Consider the following 17,996-nt stretch of genomic DNA (forward strand, 5'->3'; position numbering starts at 1 on the left):
GCTACTAAATCAAGTGTAAGATGCATTTCAATTGCTGCGGGTGCAGTTTTAGTAAATCTACCTTGATAGACATCTTTTAATTTTTCATGGAGTGTCAATGAAGAACCATCATGTAAATGAATATGTTTAAATGGATACTCAGCTGGCAAGCTAGATTGAAAAGGCTGAATTAATAGTTCTTTAGTGGCTTGTTCCGTCAGAGATTGAAGTAAGTTCGTAAACTCAGGCTTTTTAATTTGGTTGTGGTAAGGTTTATAATTTAACAGCTCTTGATAGCGTTCATTCAGTACCCTTAAAATATCGGTTAAATTAGCATGGTCTTGGCAGCTTAATGCATGTATCAATGCTCCTATAAGATTTGCAGGGTGTAGTGTTCTGAGTTTCTGAGTGAATTTTACTTTACGTGATAACTTAAGAATATGGCTAGGATTAAAAACTGCTTTAATTGATTGAGTAAATGTGGTAAATTGACTTTCCAAGAGATGCTCCTTTGTTTTAAAATGTTGATTCGTAACCTATATTTGATCACAAATCGAGCATCTCTTCAAGTTTTTAATTTAATATATACGCCAAAAACTGCATAAAAAGCACACAAAAACCACACATCAAAACAAATAAAACCAAATCAATAACTTATAAGATCCTACGAATGTATCGAAAGTAGAATGAGTTGGACTGTTCAATGATTGAAAGCTTATTGAAGCATGAAAAATAAAAAAATGTTAATCGGCCGCCTAATTATGTAATCAAATAAAAAGTAGTTTTGGAGAGTGAATTACTAATTTATCACAATTCTATTCGAGCTAAGGGCGTATAGTCTCAAAATCTCTATGCTTATTAATTAAGTCAATCACTTCAGAAGATATACCTTTACCTGATAGTTTACAGAGTAACTGATAATTTGTTGGAACATCTTTATTTACACACTCAACATTCAGTTCAATTAAATGGGGTGAATTATCCAATAAATACCTGATATCACGTGCCAAATATCGGGGACAATAGCCAATCAACTGAGCAGGGTTTTCCGCTCTTACTGCAACAGCAAGCTTATCATATTGATTTTGAGAATCTTGTAGTAAAAAAAGTTTATCACCTTTGTCCAGGTCTGAAACCCTCTTTTTAGCGGAAGGGTCTAGATATCCAACCCCATGAACAAAAAAGAAATATTCAAAATTTCCTGATTTATCAAAGTTAATCCTCTTAAACATTTGTAGTTGATCTGTATTGCGCAAGCCACCTGTTCTGGCTATTACTTCAATAGGCGTTGCCTCTTGAGCATTTAGTCCTAACCATTGAATGAAATGTGGATATTCAGGTCTGTGCTTTGATAACACTCTATTTTGAAATAGAGGGAAAAGTTCATGAGAATAGTAAGTTTTATTTAATTCCTCCATACCATTAAATGGAACAAAATTATTTTTTTCTAAGGCCCCTTCAGTATAATTAAATACATAACCTGAATCAGTTTGTTGTAAAAGGCCAACAACAAACCAATCGTGTAATATTGGCTCCTGCCAAGCTACGTAAACTGAATTAGTCGTATTCATAAGCCTAATACCCTCTTTTTATTTTTTAAAGTAATTTCAAGTGCGAACTGTTTGACGTTGTGTAAAATGTATTCATCGGGTAAATAATAGAAAATGAGGTTCATTTTATTTCCATTATAATTGGTATGTTATAATTTGTAGTTATCCATTTATAACCGTTTCCAACACTTAATCCTTTACCAGTACATACCTGCATGATCATAAGTTAGGCATAAAAGTTATTCTCGATTTTCATTATTTAGTATAAAAGAAGCTTAAAATCATAAGTAACCGTTTTTAGCTGCGATTATAACTTCTATCGCCCTTATAAGTTTTTAAGGATTTTGCTTATTATATGCAAGTAGTTGTAATCTTTGAAATACATTAAAGAGATATTTTATCTGAATCGGCTTGTTAGTTGTAAAATTATTTTTATAATTAAATCTAATATTAGCAATAAAAGCCTTTTTTGCTGTACAGCTAATAATGAGTTAGAGACTAATATTATGACACTTTATCTAAATTGTTTACGATCAGTATTTGAAAGACAAATTCTTGATGCTTTGATGGATACACTTGCTAAAGCATTTAGTCCCGAAGCCTCAGTGTCCGAAGCTTTAGTTCCAGAAGTATGAATTATAGATATGAGGTTGATGGACTGATTGAGATCAATACTAAGGATATAAAGTTGTTGGTATTTGTCGAAGTAAAAAGAAAAGTATACCCTAGGGATCTAAGGAATCTGGTTCACAAACTCCGAAGGTTCATGAAAGAACACTCTTGTCATCAAGAAGCTATTAGACTACTAGCAGCAGACGTGCTTAGCCCTGGCGCTAAAGAGGAACTTAGGCAGCAGAATATCGCCTCATTCGATTTGGGAGGCAGTCTTTACCTAAGGCACAGAAGTTTATTCATCAATATTGAGAAACCAGTTGTCTGTACAAAAAAACATTCAGGGGATTGATCTTTTTACGGAGAGTCGTGAAAGTGTAATACAAACGCTGTTGATGGATAATCAAGAGTGGTTAACAGAGTGGTTAACATTTTTAAAAATCCAGCTCTACAACAACGTCAGGCTAATAAATATATAGTTGCTTATTATATCAAATATTTCGGTCTTGATAGCAACCTAAGGTCCTAGAGAATAGCCTAGAGGAATTAGCAATTACTATTGGTGACCATGAATATGTTGAATGCTTATAACTTGTTGGGCTATTGGCTATGTAAGGCTTCATTCAAATTTTAATGAAGATAAAGATGAATTTTTGTAAAGCAACCTTAGGTATTTAGATCAGTTCAGAGTTTATTGATAGATTTTAGAAAAGAAATCTTAGAATGAATAATTAGCGCCAAATCACAGATCCTAATACCACCCTAAAGTGATCGGCATGGATGATATTGAATGATCTAAACCATGTTAGAATTAGTGATCTAAGTGGATGAGAATACGCATCACTGGACAACGTGCTGTCGACATTTTAAAAATGAAATAGGAAGACATATAACAATATTCATCTTTTAGTTGAGCAACAAAAAATTGGTTTTAAAGTAACGATACCACTGCAATTAAATGTAATCGATAAATCATTGTTTCAGTTGCTTGCAGAGATTGATGCTCAAGGCGTAAAAAGTGATTATATAATACATTTTTCTCATTCTACAACTTCAGCAGAGAAAGGAAGTTGCGTTTTAGCATCTACATTAAGCATGAATTTCAAAAAGAATATTGATTTGTTAGGGCTTGATTATGGTGAACAAACCCAACCAACATTTCATGAAATAAGATCTTTATCTGAAAGATTATATAGAGAGCAGGGTGTTGATACGAAAATCTTACTGGGCCATAAATCACAACGACAAACTGATCTATACAATGATAATCGCTCAATAGAGTATCAATATTTAATCGATTTTTGATCTATTTTTATACTTAATTGGTATTTTAATTAACCAGTTTTGGAGAAGAGTTTTGGAGGAATTTTGGAGGGATTTTGGAGAAGAAACAATTAGGTAAAAAAATAGGCGCCAATTGGCGCCTTAATTATGCAATCAAATAACTGGATTGAATTACATGTTAGCAATCATAGCGTCGCCAAACTCACTACAACTCAATAGCTTAGCGCCATCCATAAGACGTTCAAAGTCATAAGTTACCGTTTTAGCAGCAATCGCGCCTTCCATTCCTTTGACGATTAAATCAGCTGCTTCAAACCAGCCCATGTGACGCAACATCATCTCAGCCGATAGGATGATTGAACCTGGGTTAACTTTATCTTGCCCTGCATACTTAGGTGCAGTGCCATGGGTTGCTTCAAATAGCGCACATTCGCTGCCAATATTTGCGCCAGGTGCAATACCTATACCACCAACTTGCGCTGCTAATGCATCTGAAATGTAATCACCATTAAGATTCATACAGGCAATAACATCATACTCAGCAGGACGAAGTAGGATTTGTTGTAAAAAAGCGTCTGCAATAGAATCTTTAACAATAATATCTTTGCCAGTATTAGGATTTTTAATTTTCATCCAAGGGCCGCCATCGATTAATTCAGCACCAAATTCTTTAAGTGCAACTTCATATCCCCAATCTTTAAATGCGCCTTCAGTGAATTTCATAATATTGCCTTTATGAACAATAGTGACAGAATCACGGTTATTGGCAATTGCATATTCTATAGCAGCTCTAACTAATCGTTTTGTACCGGCTTCTGAAGCAGGTTTAATTCCGATACCACAATTATCAGGGAAACGAATTTTAGTTACTCCCATTTCTTCTTGTAAGAATTTAATTACTTTTTCTGCATCAGGTGTACCAGCTTTCCATTCGATACCTGCATAGATATCTTCAGAATTTTCACGGAAAATAACCATATCAGTTAATTCAGGTTGCTTAACAGGGCTTGGAGTACCTGTATAATAACGAACAGGGCGTAAACAAATATAAAGATCTAATTCTTGTCTTAATGCAACATTTAAAGAGCGAATACCACCGCCTACAGGCGTAGTTAATGGGCCTTTAATTGCAACGCGGTAGTCACGAATAAAATCTAAAGTCTCTTTTGGCAACCAAACATCTTTGCCATAAAGTTCAGTTGATTTTTCGCCTGTGTAAATTTCCATCCAAGAGATTTTTTTCTGGCCGTTATAAGCTTTCTGAACAGCAGCATCTACAACTTTAATCATGACAGGTGAAACGTCTACACCAATACCATCACCTTCAATGAAAGGAATGATTGGATTATTGGGAACAACTAATTTACCAGTATTATCTTGAGTGATTTTTTGACCTTCAGCAGGAATAGTGACTTTACTTTGCATGACATCTCCTCATTAATTATTATTATATTAAATCTAGTGCGCAAGGCGCATGACTTAATGCAGAAACAATGTTAAATGACACATTGATAGTACAACATTTAAAAAACGACGCAAATGCGTCGTTTATTGTTACAATTATGGATAAACTGGTAATTTCTTACAAATACTCAGTACTTCTGCTTTTACTTTGGAAATTGTTGATTCTAAATTTTCAGGTGATTGATTCATAGCATCAAGTATGTCACAAATCCAACCCGCTAAAGCTTGTACGTCATTTTCTTTAAACCCACGGCGAGTAACGGCAGGTGAACCAATACGAATACCAGAAGTGACAAAAGGACTTTTAGGATCATTTGGTACTGAGTTCTTATTAACGGTAATATTAGCACGTCCTAATGCAGCATCAGCGTCCTTACCCGTAAGATTTTTATCTACTAAATCTAGTAAAAATAAGTGGTTTTCAGTTCCCCCAGAGACAACTTTGTAGCCGCGATTTTTGATGACATCAACCATTGCTTTTGCATTTTTAGCTACTTGCTGTTGATAGGAAATGAATTCAGGTTCCATTGCTTCTTTAAAAGCAACAGCTTTAGCTGCAATTACATGCATTAAAGGGCCGCCTTGAGCACCAGGGAAAACAGATGAGTTTAGCTTCTTATAAAATTCTTCAGAACCGCCATTAGCAAGAATTAGACCTCCGCGTGGACCTGCTAAAGTCTTATGTGTTGTTGTGGTAACTACGTGAGCATGTGGAACTGGATTTGGATAAACACCTGCAGCTACAAGGCCTGCGACATGAGCCATATCAACAAATAGAAACGCTCCAACACTATCAGCGATTTCACGCATCTTAGCCCAGTCTACTACTCCGGAGTAAGCAGAAAATCCACCAATTATCATTTTAGGCTGATGGGTTTTCGCTAAGTTAGCTAATTCAATATAATCAATCTTGCCAGATTCATCTATACCATAAGGAATAATGTCATAGAATTTACCAGAGAAATTCACAGGAGCACCATGAGTTAAATGCCCACCATGAGCTAAATTCATACCAAGGACTTTATCTCCAGGCTGGAGTAGAGCTGAGTAGACAGCGAAGTTTGCTTGTGAGCCTGAATGTGGTTGTACATTAGCATAATCAGCACCAAATAGTTTTTTAGCTCTCTCAATCGCTAAATCTTCTATTATGTCAACATGTTCACATCCACCGTAATAGCGTTTTGCAGGGTAGCCTTCTGCATATTTATTAGTTAGCTGTGAGCCTTGAGCTTGCATTACACGCATGCTAGTGTAATTTTCTGAGGCAATTAATTCTATATGCTCTTCTTGGCGAACGACTTCATCTTGCATCGCTTGCCAAAGTTCTGGGTCATAATCTGCAATATTCATATTACGATCTAACATTGTTTTGCTCCTGTCTATGGGTTGAGGTAAAAATAGGATTTATCAATTTTATATCTAGAAATTAGTAATCTATATGGATGTCCATTGATTATCAATTTAGGTGCCATTGTGTGCGTGTTAAAAATAGAGTGTTTAAATACTATTTATCCAGTTATAGGATTAAAAAACATGAATCTAAGGTAATATTAGCGGCATGTTTTTATTTTCTAGTTATGCAAAGAACATCCTTAATTATGTCGATTATGAGATAATTGCGATTGTTAATCAAGTGTGATAAATAAGTAATATGGTAATAGATAAAAATAGATACATTGGCTTCGTAAAATTGTGGTAATTGTATCACTTATTCGATAATCAAAGTACTACTCATAACAAAAACAACTTATAGTCATGCTTACGATAAAGTTATAAATTACTATCGAACAAAATAAGCATTCGGGGGAAAAAATGAATAATCTAAGTGAGAATCAAAACTCATCACATCAAAAGCGTCAGCAACGATTAAAAGAGCAGGTTGATGCTAGAATTGAAGCTGCAACTGAAATAAGAGGAATTATTATTGTCTTAACAGGCAATGGTAAAGGAAAAACAACTTCTGCATTTGGAACAGTTACTCGGGCAGTAGGACATAGTAAAAAGGCTGCTGTTGTGCAATTTATAAAAGGGCAGTGGGCGAATGGTGAGAGGAACTTATTAGAACCACTAGGCGTACCTTTTTATGTTATGGCAACAGGATTCACTTGGGATACACAGAATAAAGAAACAGATAGAGCCGCTTGCCAGGTTGTTTGGCAAGATGCAAAAAAATTATTGTCAGATCCTGCAATAGATTTAGTCGTATTAGATGAAATTACTTATATGGTAACCTATGACTATTTAGAACTAGATGAGTTAATTTTAGCTATTAAAAATAGGCCATTGCATCAAACCGTTATTTTAACAGGAAGGGCATGCCACCGATCTTTAATTGAAATGGCAGATACGGTGACTGAAATGCGACCAGTAAAACATGCTTTTGATGCAGGCATTCAAGCTCAAATGGGAATTGATTGGTAGTTTCAATCCTCTTTTTTTGGAAAAAATAGTCATCATTATTAATGGTTTCGTATCTAATGATTAGCATTACTGGTTTGACTGGTGCTATTACCTCCAGGAGTAAATGGTGGTTTTGCAAACCAAACTAATACAATAAGTGCAATAAACGCTGCTGCCGCGATTGTAAAAATATCATTAGCGGCCATAATTAGACTTTGATTAGTGATCTCTTTCGCCCAATAAGCAGCTACTTGCTCATAACTCATCCCTAAAGACATCATTTTTGCAAATATCTCATTTGAAAGTGGGTTATAAGGTGATATCGATTCAACAAGTATTGTGTGATGAGTAGCCTCGTTACTGCTCCACATATTTGCAACAATTGAAGCACCTATCGAACCTGCCATTGTGCGCATAAACCCAGATAAGCTAGAGGCTGCAGCAATTTTATCGGATGATAATCCTGAATACATAATTGTAGTAAGGGGCATGAAAAAGCAAGCAATAGCAAAACCTTGAAAAAATTGTGGCCAAGCAGTTGTTGCAAATCCCATCCCGGTTTCAAAAGTTAATGCTCGCCATAAGAAGGTTGCTGCGTATACGATAAAGCTGAATGTTACTAGAATCCGCATATCAATTTTAGTGCCCAATTTACCGATAATTGGTGCAAGGATAATAGGGATTAAACCAATAGGGGCAGCAGCTAATCCAGCCCATGTCGCATTAAATCCTACGACTGACTGTAATAATTGAGGAATGAGTACCATGCTGCCATAATAAAAAACAAATGCTAAGCAGACACATAATGTTGCTATTGTGAAATTACGTGATTTAAATAGGCTCAAATCTATCACGGGATTATCGTCGGTTAATTCCCAAATCACCAACGCAATTAATGTTATGATAGAACAAATCGTTAATCCAATGATAAGGGGTGAATTAAACCAATCAAGCTCTTTACCTTGATCAAGCATTAATTGTAACGAACCTACCCCTAATACCAATAACATTAAGCCTATAAAATCAATTTTACGAATTTCAATTTTAGTTTCTCGATTATGTAATAGTTTAAATACAGCGAGCACTACTAGTAAACCGATAGGGATATTAATGAAAAAAATCCAGCCCCAATGATAGTTATCAGAAATATAGCCGCCTAATATCGGACCAAAAATAGGGGCAACAATTACGGTCATGGACCAAAGTGCTAGTGCCATATTTCTTTTCAGTGGAGGATAGTTGTTAAGAAGTAAGCTTTGAGCCAGAGGCATCATAGGTCCTGCAACTAACCCTTGGATAATTCTAAAAAATATTAACATGCCAAGACTACTTGATATTCCGCATAACCAAGATGCAAGTACAAATAAAGCAGTTGACCATAAAAATAAGCGGACTTCACCAATTCGTTTTGCAAGCCAGCCTGTAATTGGAATGGAAATTGCATTTGCGACACCAAAAGATGTAATAACCCATGTACCTTGTGTCGTTGATGCCCCTAGATTACCAGCGATTGTAGGGAGGGCTACATTTGCTATCGTCCCATCGAGTACTTGCATAAAAGTTGCTAAAGATAGGGCGATAGTTAGCCAACCGAGTTGCCTGCCTTCTAATGGTTTCATACGATTTTCCTTATCATCTTTTTAAATTGATTATCTGTTTGTGTTATCCATTTTCTTTGATGATTTGATTGATGAGTGCATTAATTGAAGTCATATCAATTTCTCCTTGAGAAACTTTATACAAAGCTCCATCTGGATGTTTACTTGCTAAGATAGGACCTGATTGATCTTTAGTCTCTACAACAACAGTTGAAGAAAGACCTATGCGAAGTGGGTATTGTTTTAGTTCGTTTGCATCAAGCTCAATCCTTACAGGAACGCGTTGAACGATTTTAATCCAATTACCTGATGCATTTTGTGCAGGCAAAAGAGAAAATGCACTTCCAGTGCCCATCTCGATTCCTTTTATCTTGCCATTAAAAACAACTTTATCCCCATAAATATCGGTTGTAATTTTCGCATTTTGTCCAATCCTCATTTGGTTTAGTTGTGTTTCTTTGAAATTTGCATCTATCCAAAGATTATCTGCTGAAATGATTGCCATCAATGGTGTGTTTGGAGCAATTTGAGCTCCTACTTGGACGCTTCTTTTTGAAACATAACCTGTAACAGGACTGGTAATAGTTGTTCTTTGTAAAGCAAGCCAAGCCTCTTTTAATTCTGTTGCTGCTTTGACTACACCTGGCTGTTTTTCAATTGGTGTATCTAAAACGAGAGCTTGGTTGGCATTATATTGTGCTTTTGCTGACTCAAGACTCGCTTCTGCTAAGGTAACTGCATCACGGGCATGCTGTAATTCTTCTTTGCCGATTGCATTCGACTGGCTTAAGGCTTGCCGACGTGCGAGATCACTTTGCGCTTGCTGTAAAGCTATTGTTTTTTCCTCAATATTAGCTTGGTTCTGTTTTAAGCTAATCACTGATTGATGTGCTTGCCTGACTTGAGTTGCTAACAATGCTTGGGCTTTTTCGAATGATTGTTCAGCATCCGTTTTATCTAATTGAACAAGTACATCACCTTCATTAACAAAATCAGTATTATCAACATGAATTGACGAAACCGTACCTGAAATTTCAGACATAATTTGAACTTGATTACCTGATACGTATGCATTATCCGTTTCCACTTCGAATCTGCCAGTGTGATACCAATGAAATAAGTAGAAACCAAGTAATATTATGATGGTTAATATTAATATGCTAAATGCAACTTTTCGCTTAATTTTCTTAGATACCTCGCTAGTTTTAGCTAATTTATCTTTATTAAGGATATTTTCCGCTGAGTTCTCTTTTGTATGTAAGTCTATTTTGTTTGAAGTGCTAGTATGTTCATTACTCATAGGATACTCCTTACTTAATTATTTAAACTAAAAATTACTTTTTTAAGAATACCTAAAGGGTTAATTCTTCAATTTTACTTAAAAGCTTTCTAGATAACTTCTCATATATAATATGTTCCTCAAAACTTAATGCTGACCAAACATGATTTAAATTAGCAAATTGTTTAGGACTGATTTTGGCTAAAAAATTGACACCAGATTCTGTTAATTTTAAAAACAAACAACGTCTATCTTGTTCGGTGCTATATCTTTCAATCCAACCCCTTGCAACTAATTCATCGGCAATTCGAGTAATATGAGTCCTTGATGAGCCAAGAATAGAGCTTAGCTCTGATGGTTGTATTACTCTATCCGGTTTTGAATCGATAATAATTAATGCCATAAATAGTGTTTCATTAATGTCATTCTCTTTTAAAATTGCATTTCTAGCGTCTTGCATTTTGTGGTGAATATGGACATGCATGCGATACATTAACATCGCCTGTAAAGGGTAATCTTCATAGCGAGACGCATACTGTCTGATTTTTTCTTCAATAGATTGAAATGATAGATTTTTATTTTCGTTCATAGCAGGCTCTAATTAGAATATTTATTTAGATAAGTTACGTTTTAAAGTAACTAAAGTTAAAGTGTAATTAGTTATAATAACATTAGTTACTATATGCCTTTTAAGCCTAACTGAAAAGTAAAAAATTTGAAAGTTTACATATTTTTAACTTTTTTCTTATCTATATTTTTAATAATAATTTTTATTGAGTGTATGAAAAGCGTCTGCCTTTAAAGGCATAAATTGAATTAAAAAGAGGTGATTCTTTTGGTAACTCCCTTCGATTAAAAATGGGTTTTAAGATAATTAAAATGATATGATATCCCACTTTGTTAATTGGGGTATGAGTCATGCAATCGAGGATTTTTTACAAAAAGCAGAACGTAATATTAAAATATCACTCTAGTGATCTGTTAGGCTTCAGCAGCATTTGATTCATATTTTGTAACGCAGTTTTCCAAACGATTTAGAATGTGAGCATAATCGATGCTCACCATTAAACTCTTTCAATTTCAACATTTAATTACTATTTAATATTCTTCCGGTCCTTGTAAAAAGGAGTGTGACGCACTGCGTAAGAAAGAGTTAGCATATTATGAACAGAGTGATTGGTACCTAAAATACCCCTTAATGCTTGATGTCTTACCTATAATTGAGGCAAACAAGGTATAATTGATAAAACTGACTTAATTAAATGAATGGTATAAAAGGAATACATATGTCACATAAAGACACGATTGTAGCGCAAGCAACGGCACCTGGCAGAGGGGGAATTGGGGTATTAAGGGTATCGGGTGAAGAGGCTAAAAAAGTTGCCAAAACATTACTAAGAAAAGTACCCACTCCAAGGACAGCTGAATACTTACCCTTTTATGATGATACCGATCAGGTAATCGATCAAGGTATTGTCTTGTTTTTTCCAGGACCTAACTCATTTACAGGAGAGGATGTTATTGAATTTCAAGGGCATGGTGGCCCTGTTGTATTAGACATGCTTCTTGGTGAGATCCTGAAAATTAAAGGTGTTCGAATTGCTAAGCCTGGAGAGTTTACAGAACGTGCATTTTTGAATGATAAATTAGACTTAGCACAAGCTGAAGCAATTGCAGATTTAATTGATGCAACTTCAACTCAAGCTGCGCGCTCAGCTTTAAATGCACTAAAAGGAGAGTTTTCAACTCAAATTGACATTCTTTTAGATGCGCTTATTAATATTCGTATAGAGATTGAAGCAGCAATTGATTTTCCAGAGGAAGAAATTGATTTTATATCAGATGGCCTTTTAGCCAAACAATTAAATGAAATTTTAGAAAAAATTTCATTTGTTAAAAATGCAGTAAAGCAAGGTGTGTTACTACGAGAAGGTATGAAGGTTGTGATTGCTGGTAAGCCAAATGCAGGTAAATCTAGTTTATTGAATGCCTTGGCTGGTGAAGAAAGAGCTATTGTGACTGATATTGCAGGCACGACTAGGGATATTTTAAGAGAGCATATTCATATTGATGGCATGCCTTTGCATGTTATTGACACTGCTGGTCTTCGCCAGGCAAGCGATAAAGTAGAACAAATAGGAATTGAAAGGGCAATAGATGAAATTAAACAAGCTGATCATCTTTTACTGATGGTTGATGCAACAGAATTAGCACTTGATAAATCCCTTAATGAAAATGATATTTGGCCAGATTTTTTAGCTCAGTTACCAAAAGATTTACCTTTTACGGTAATTAGAAACAAGGCTGATTTGACAGGTGAAATGATTGGCATGCAAACAGTTTTGCAAAATGATTCACTTATGTCTCATCCTCAAACAGTGATTTCGTTGAGCGCAAAAAAACACCTAGGCATGGATATACTTAAAACGCATCTAAAATCAACCATTGGATATGCAACAACTAATGAGGGTGGGTTTATAGCAAGAGCTAGACATGTCAATGCAATCGAATCAGCATTAGAGCATGTAACGTTTGCAAAATATCAGTTAGAACAAGCAAGGGCATTAGAATTAGCCGCAGAGGAATTAAGATTAGCTCAGCAATCGCTTAGTGAAATTACAGGTGCATTTACATCAGATGATTTATTAGGAAGGATTTTCTCAAGTTTTTGCATTGGTAAATAAAATTACTCTTGTTTATCAATATCCATTAGGAAGTACCCTCTGTCATCTTTCTCTAAGAAGTATAATTATGTTACCCTATGATAGTTAAAATTGTTATGGGGTCTTTAATTATGTTTTGACATTCTCCCCACTAAAGCAAAGGGATTTCATACTACGCACCTTCAATTACATAAACTGATCTACCTCTCTCGTAGTGCTTCTTTTGCTTTATTAAACGGTTTAATTAAATAGTCAAATATGGTTTTTTCACCTGTTTTAATATCTACTGTTGCTACCATCCCTGGGGTAATTGGTAATTTTTGATTATTAGGAGTCGTTAAAGTATCTAATTCTGTTCTAATATAGACACGATAATAATATTGATCACGCTTTACTTCGTCTTGAATGGTGTCTGGAGATATGGTTTCAACTATTCCTTTTAGTGCACCGTAAATAGAATAGTCGTATGCAGTAATTTTGATAGTAGCTTCTTGTCCTGGGTGAATATAAGCAATATCTCTTGGTGATATTTGAGTTTCTATTAACAGTTTTTCATCAATCGGAATAATCCGCATTACTTCGCCATTTGGTGGAATAACTCCTCCAATAGTATGAATATTAATATTTTTTATAATACCTTTAACTGGAGATATGACACTTGTACGAGTCAATGCATCATTTTTTCCTCTTACAATTTGAGTCTGAATATCGACATCGGCTCTGGCTTTATTAAGTTCTTCTTGGGCTTTTACAATAAACTGGTCATAAGTATCTGATATTTTAGATGTAATTTCACTTAATTGTCTTTTTAAACGAATGACGTCAACATGGCTCGCTGCACCGCGAGCAACAAGAGGTTCAGTTATATTGAGCTCTTGTTCAATGAGAGATTTAGTTTCTTCTAATCCAATTAATGTTTGTTGCCAAGCTTCATTTCTTGAGTTAAATAATGCGGTTTCTGATTCAATCACTGATTGATCAGTGATTGAATCAGGAAATACTAAAGCAGTTTGATTAACTTCGGCTTCAAGCCTCGCAACACTTGCTAATGCGGCATTAAGGCGAACTTTACTTTCCTCTACATTAGAAGAAACGCGCTCAGGGTCAAGTAATGCAAGTACTTGACCGATATCTACAATATCGCCTTCAGCAACATTTAACTCTCGTAATACACCACCTTCAAGGGATTGAATGACTTGTTCTTTTGAAGAAGCGATAACTTTGCCCGTCCCATTAGATACTTCTGATACTTTTGCATGATAAGACCATACTACGATAGCAATAACTAATAAAGCAATGATACGAATTATAGAAGAGGATTTAAGTACTTCATGTTGATCTCTATAAAGTGTTTTACGCATAGGATTTAACCTGATATTTTTTGATTGGCTGAATTTAGTGAATCGAGTCTTGCTAATACAGCACTTTTTTCACCCATTAATATGATTTTTCCTTCATCAATTACAATTAATGTATCTACCCAATCTAGAACTGCTGGCCGATGAGTCGCTACAATTACGGTTTTATCTTTAAACCAGGTTCTCATCGCATTAACAATATGTATTTCGCTTGCTTGATCCATGCTTGCAGTTGGTTCATCTAAAAGTAGTGTGCGGGGATTCATGATCAGCATTCTTGATAATAATAAAGCCTGTTTTTGTCCACCAGATAGTCCATGACCGCCTTCCCTTACCATATAATCAAGTCCGCCTTCTAATTGTTTAAGCATGGACCATGCTCCTGTAAGGGTTAATGCTTCAATCATTTCTTCATTTGAAGCATGTGGTCTGCCCATACAGAGATTTTCTCTTAAGGTACCATGAAAAAGCCTTGAAGTTTGGCTTAAAAATCCGACATCTCTTCTTAGATCGGATACATCAATCATTTTAATTAAATCACCATTTAAATAGATAGCTCCTTCCTCAGGTGTGATCATGCCGGAAAAAAGATGAAGCAAAGTTGACTTGCCCGAACCCATTTTTCCAATGATTCCAACTTTAGACCCAGCCTTAATATGTAGTTTAGGTATATTTAAAGTGAGATGGGTTGCATTAGGATCATATTTAAATCTCACATCTTCAAAAATATACTCGCCTTCAATTACGGGGCGTTGTAACCGATTTTCTTCAATCGGTTGATCAACTGGTTTTTGCATTAATTCATTTAGCCCCTGATAAGCCGATCTCGTGCTTTGTAATCTTGCAAAAACCCCCGTCCATTGTGCTATAGGTCCTAATGTTCTAGAGGAAAGAATGGATGTTGCTACTAAAGCGCCTGTTGTTAATTCACCGGCGATAACTAAATATGCACCTACCAGTAATACACCTACAAATGTCATAGATTGAAGTGTTTGAGTCCAATGGGTCAAAAAATTTGTAATAGCGCGTTGCTTTTTTGAAATATCTGAAGATACATCGTTAATTTGGTTCCATAAGTTTTGAAATCTTTGCTCGGCTCTTAATAATTTGATGTCATCTAATGCTTCAACAGCTTCTACTAACATAGCATTTCTAAGCGCTGATTCGCGCATGCCTTCTTTTGCTAGTCTAGATAGTGGCCACTGTGCAATTAGCCCTGCAATTAAAATCAAGGGAACCACAATTAATGGAACAATCACTAAGTATCCTCCGATCATCCATAAAACAACAAAGAATAACAATATGAATGGGATATCTAATAAAGCACCTAAAGTCGTGGAAGTAACTAATTCTCTTACTTGCTCAAGTTCTCTTATTTGGGCTATAAATGAGCCTGTTGACTGGCTTTTTGCTTGTGTTTTAATTCTAATCGCATGCCCAAATACTTTATCTGTAATCCGAGAATCGGCGCGTTTTCCTATTACATCAGTTAATTTTGAGCGTGCACCTTTTAGTAAAAACTCAAAAATTAATGCAATCATCACACCAGTAAATAAAACCCATAACGTCGAATGAGATTGTGAAGGAACGACCCTATCATAGATTTGCATTGAAAAGAGTGTAGTAGTAAGAGTTAATACATTTGCAATTAAAGATGCAGTGAATAGATCTAAATATCTTCTTTTGTCATGAAAAATGATTTTTCTAAACCAATTAGATTGATATGGCTTGATGTATTCATCTACCCTAGCATCAGGTACTGCATTTAATGGCCTCAAGACCCAGATTTCTTTAGCTTTTTCTTTTAATGACTTTATCGGTAAGACAAGATAGCCTAATTCATCTTGCAAAGAAATACTGACATTATGACGTTTATCTAAGCTTTCTATAACACCAATGGAACCATCATTAAAATAGATAACTAAAGGAAGACGCATTGCATTAATTAACTTTTTACTATAGGTTTTTTTATCAAATGATAGCCCCATTTGTAACGCTAATTGGTTTAAAAACTCTTTTTCTTCTTTCGAGTCAGACCAAGCTGCATCAACTTTAATTCTTTCTTCAGACACATGAATATTGTAATGTTTAGCTATTAAGGAAAAAACATGAATTATTTTGTCTTTTTGGATTTGGCTCAGTGACATATTACTCACTCATTAGAATTGTTAAACCAAATGCATCAGCGGACTGGCCTGACATAAATATATAGTCAGATACGGCAAGCCAATAGTCATGGTCCGTATTTACTTTATCTACAACAGCTTGGTAGACTTCTTGTTCTACATTAAGTACATCTAAAATAGAACGACTTCCCAAAGTATATTGTTCTTTATAGATGTCCCGTGTTTTGCGAAGTACATTGATACGTTCATTGAGCAAAGATTGTTTTGATTCTAATTGGTTAATGGCAATTTTTGCAGTCGATAATCTTTGGTTGAGAGTTTGTTTGAGCTGTTGTAGCTGATATTTTGTTGCTTCTTTATTTGCAGCAGCAGCGCTAACCCGCGATGTTGCGGCTCCGCCTTGATAAATATCATATGACATGGTTAATTGGATCTTATTATCATGTCCGTATTTTTCGTTAGTACTTGGATTAGTTCCCTCGATTGTTTTATTGCTTATCAGTTGAACACCAACATTCGGTAGGCTATCAGATTTAGCAAGTTCAAATTGTGCATCAGATATTTCCAACATTGCTGCTTGATTTCGATACTCTGCAATTTGTTCAAAACGAATCGGCTTGGTTAAGTTAGCTTTATCACTTAAATCGTCAGGCATTGAAATTACCTCGAGCGCATTAGGTACGTTTAAATATATTTTTAAACTTTCTAGTGCTTGTAAGTAATCCCCCTCTATCTGAGATGCCGTTAATTTTGCACTAACCAATCTGGCCTGCGCTTGCGTCGTATCAGATTCATTTCCTGCCCCTGCAGTAGCCCTATCATTTGCAATTTTAACTACCTGTTCTATATCGTTAATATGTTGTTTGGTTTCTTGTATTGCACTTAATGATCTATGCGCTTGGATATAGGCCATAGACGTGTTTGCGATAATGCTCTCAAGCTCCTGATTATTAATTGCCTTGACTTGTTTAGACTCTGCGCCTACTTGCGCTATTTGATTTCTTGTACGACCGAAATCATAAACAGTTTGAGTGACTGTGAGTTCAGGTGTAATAGACGTTTCATCTTTGAATTCACTGTAACTTGGATTAATTGAAATGCCAACTTTTGGTTTGTAACCAGCCTGGCTTACGCTTAATAATGATTTTTGCTGATTATCTCTTGCAATAGCGGTTTGGGTTGTAGGGCTGACATCTGCAGCAATTCGTAGGGCATCATAATAAGATACTTCATTAGCTAAAAGTGAACATGGTATAAACAACACTCCTATGACTGAAAGTGATGTAAAAAGTGATGTAAAAAGCACAGGTTTTGAACTGTCAATAAAATGGCGCATGTTTAGCATGTAAATAATTTTCCTAAGCTGGTTGATAGTAAATTTTTGTTATTTTTTATTCTCGAAATAGAGAAGACGGAAGAATTTATGCCAGTTGACACATTGTTATTTCCAATTGCTCCAGATGATTAATGTTTAAATCGTAATAATATGTATTTTTTTGTTAAATTATTCCACATGTATCTATTAAATGCTATTATTGTAACATAATTCATTACTTTTTTACTTTTGTTATTATTTTTGTTTTATTTTGCAACAAAAACACCTGGGTCAAAATTTGCGTAGAGTATTGCCTTTTTGCTCGCGTCTATTTTGCAAATGGATTTTTATAGATAAGTTTCATGGAG

15 protein-coding genes are annotated in these 17,996 nt (G+C 35.2%); 5 read left to right on the forward strand and 10 right to left on the reverse strand.

The window, feature by feature from the left end; genetic code table 11:
* The coding region (locus BMW37_RS09830; protein ID WP_483887621.1) for a transposase at window positions 1-479 on the reverse strand (479 nt) is incomplete at its 3' end.
* Window positions 480-803: 324 nt separating this feature from the next.
* Window positions 804-1,550, reverse strand: coding sequence for an HIRAN domain-containing protein (locus BMW37_RS09835; protein ID WP_093320393.1), 747 nt, complete (start codon window positions 1,548-1,550; stop codon window positions 804-806).
* A 485-nt stretch (window positions 1,551-2,035) separates the two neighbouring features.
* Between BMW37_RS09835 and BMW37_RS15765 the strand changes: the two genes are divergently transcribed.
* The 3 genes from BMW37_RS15765 to BMW37_RS09850 all read left to right on the forward strand — a co-directional run bounded on the left by BMW37_RS15765 (window position 2,036) and on the right by BMW37_RS09850 (window position 3,446).
* Window positions 2,036-2,164, forward strand: a complete 129-nt coding sequence (locus BMW37_RS15765) for a hypothetical protein (protein WP_281241271.1) — start codon at window positions 2,036-2,038, stop codon at window positions 2,162-2,164.
* A gap of 131 nt (window positions 2,165-2,295) precedes the next feature.
* A complete protein-coding gene (locus BMW37_RS14945) occupies window positions 2,296-2,493 on the forward strand; it encodes a hypothetical protein (protein WP_143047630.1) in 198 nt (65 codons plus the stop codon).
* A 545-nt stretch (window positions 2,494-3,038) separates the two neighbouring features.
* A complete protein-coding gene (locus BMW37_RS09850; RefSeq protein WP_093320401.1) occupies window positions 3,039-3,446 on the forward strand; it encodes a tyrosine-type recombinase/integrase in 408 nt (135 codons plus the stop codon).
* 150 nt (window positions 3,447-3,596) lie between these two features.
* Here BMW37_RS09850 and icd read toward each other — a convergent pair whose 3' ends face one another.
* Both icd and glyA read right to left on the reverse strand, forming a co-directional pair.
* Complete coding sequence (icd, locus tag BMW37_RS09855; RefSeq protein ID WP_093320404.1) at window positions 3,597-4,850, reverse strand: NADP-dependent isocitrate dehydrogenase; 1,254 nt, start codon at window positions 4,848-4,850, stop codon at window positions 3,597-3,599.
* A gap of 135 nt (window positions 4,851-4,985) precedes the next feature.
* On the reverse strand, window positions 4,986-6,254 hold the full coding sequence (gene glyA, locus BMW37_RS09860; RefSeq protein WP_093320407.1) for a serine hydroxymethyltransferase: 1,269 nt from the start codon (window positions 6,252-6,254) through the stop codon (window positions 4,986-4,988).
* Between the two features lie 447 nt (window positions 6,255-6,701).
* Here glyA and cobO point away from each other — a divergent pair, with 447 nt between their 5' ends.
* Window positions 6,702-7,310, forward strand: a complete 609-nt coding sequence (cobO, locus tag BMW37_RS09865; protein WP_093320409.1) for a cob(I)yrinic acid a,c-diamide adenosyltransferase — start codon at window positions 6,702-6,704, stop codon at window positions 7,308-7,310.
* 53 nt (window positions 7,311-7,363) lie between these two features.
* On the opposite strand, the gene BMW37_RS09870 is transcribed toward cobO, so the two are convergent.
* The 3 genes from BMW37_RS09870 to mprA are packed head-to-tail and all read right to left on the reverse strand — an operon-like array spanning window position 7,364 to window position 10,755.
* A complete protein-coding gene (locus BMW37_RS09870; protein WP_093320412.1) occupies window positions 7,364-8,908 on the reverse strand; it encodes a DHA2 family efflux MFS transporter permease subunit in 1,545 nt (514 codons plus the stop codon).
* 43 nt (window positions 8,909-8,951) lie between these two features.
* On the reverse strand, window positions 8,952-10,187 hold the full coding sequence (gene emrA / locus BMW37_RS09875) for a multidrug efflux MFS transporter periplasmic adaptor subunit EmrA (RefSeq protein WP_093320414.1): 1,236 nt from the start codon (window positions 10,185-10,187) through the stop codon (window positions 8,952-8,954).
* Between the two features lie 52 nt (window positions 10,188-10,239).
* The gene (gene mprA / locus BMW37_RS09880; RefSeq protein ID WP_093320417.1) at window positions 10,240-10,755 is read right to left on the reverse strand and encodes a transcriptional repressor MprA; all 516 of its coding nucleotides are present in this window, start codon (window positions 10,753-10,755) and stop codon (window positions 10,240-10,242) included.
* A gap of 697 nt (window positions 10,756-11,452) precedes the next feature.
* Here mprA and mnmE point away from each other — a divergent pair.
* Window positions 11,453-12,850, forward strand: coding sequence for a tRNA uridine-5-carboxymethylaminomethyl(34) synthesis GTPase MnmE (mnmE, locus tag BMW37_RS09885; RefSeq protein ID WP_093320420.1), 1,398 nt, complete (start codon window positions 11,453-11,455; stop codon window positions 12,848-12,850).
* Between the two features lie 179 nt (window positions 12,851-13,029).
* Here the strand turns inward: mnmE and BMW37_RS09890 are convergent, their stop codons facing one another.
* From BMW37_RS09890 to BMW37_RS09900, 3 genes are read right to left on the reverse strand one after another with little or no spacing between them, the layout of a single operon-like run.
* Window positions 13,030-14,205, reverse strand: a complete 1,176-nt coding sequence (locus BMW37_RS09890; protein WP_425441787.1) for an HlyD family type I secretion periplasmic adaptor subunit — start codon at window positions 14,203-14,205, stop codon at window positions 13,030-13,032.
* On the reverse strand, window positions 14,196-16,334 hold the full coding sequence (locus tag BMW37_RS09895) for a type I secretion system permease/ATPase (RefSeq protein ID WP_093320425.1): 2,139 nt from the start codon (window positions 16,332-16,334) through the stop codon (window positions 14,196-14,198). Before BMW37_RS09895 ends, BMW37_RS09890 begins: the two co-directional genes overlap by 10 nt.
* A gap of 1 nt (window position 16,335) precedes the next feature.
* Window positions 16,336-17,658 carry a TolC family protein gene (locus BMW37_RS09900; protein ID WP_093320427.1) on the reverse strand — a complete coding sequence of 441 codons (1,323 nt, stop codon included), beginning with the start codon at window positions 17,656-17,658 and terminating at the stop codon, window positions 16,336-16,338.
* Window positions 17,659-17,996 lie beyond the last annotated feature (338 nt).

Source organism: Thorsellia anophelis DSM 18579, from assembly GCF_900111395.1.
GTDB lineage: Bacteria > Pseudomonadota > Gammaproteobacteria > Enterobacterales > Thorselliaceae > Thorsellia > Thorsellia anophelis.

Coding starts and splice junctions, on each gene's coding strand:
- mnmE (WP_093320420.1), top strand. CDS start 11,453: ATGTCACATAAAGACACGATTGTAGCGCAAGCAACGGCACCTGGCAGA.
- BMW37_RS09900 (WP_093320427.1), bottom strand. CDS start 17,658: ATGCTAAACATGCGCCATTTTATTGACAGTTCAAAACCTGTGCTTTTT.
- glyA (WP_093320407.1), bottom strand. CDS start 6,254: ATGTTAGATCGTAATATGAATATTGCAGATTATGACCCAGAACTTTGG.
- BMW37_RS09870 (WP_093320412.1), bottom strand. CDS start 8,908: ATGAAACCATTAGAAGGCAGGCAACTCGGTTGGCTAACTATCGCCCTA.
- BMW37_RS09895 (WP_093320425.1), bottom strand. CDS start 16,334: ATGTCACTGAGCCAAATCCAAAAAGACAAAATAATTCATGTTTTTTCC.
- BMW37_RS14945 (WP_143047630.1), top strand. CDS start 2,296: ATGAAAGAACACTCTTGTCATCAAGAAGCTATTAGACTACTAGCAGCA.
- cobO (WP_093320409.1), top strand. CDS start 6,702: ATGAATAATCTAAGTGAGAATCAAAACTCATCACATCAAAAGCGTCAG.
- mprA (WP_093320417.1), bottom strand. CDS start 10,755: ATGAACGAAAATAAAAATCTATCATTTCAATCTATTGAAGAAAAAATC.
- BMW37_RS15765 (WP_281241271.1), top strand. CDS start 2,036: ATGACACTTTATCTAAATTGTTTACGATCAGTATTTGAAAGACAAATT.
- emrA (WP_093320414.1), bottom strand. CDS start 10,187: ATGAGTAATGAACATACTAGCACTTCAAACAAAATAGACTTACATACA.
- BMW37_RS09835 (WP_093320393.1), bottom strand. CDS start 1,550: ATGAATACGACTAATTCAGTTTACGTAGCTTGGCAGGAGCCAATATTA.
- icd (WP_093320404.1), bottom strand. CDS start 4,850: ATGCAAAGTAAAGTCACTATTCCTGCTGAAGGTCAAAAAATCACTCAA.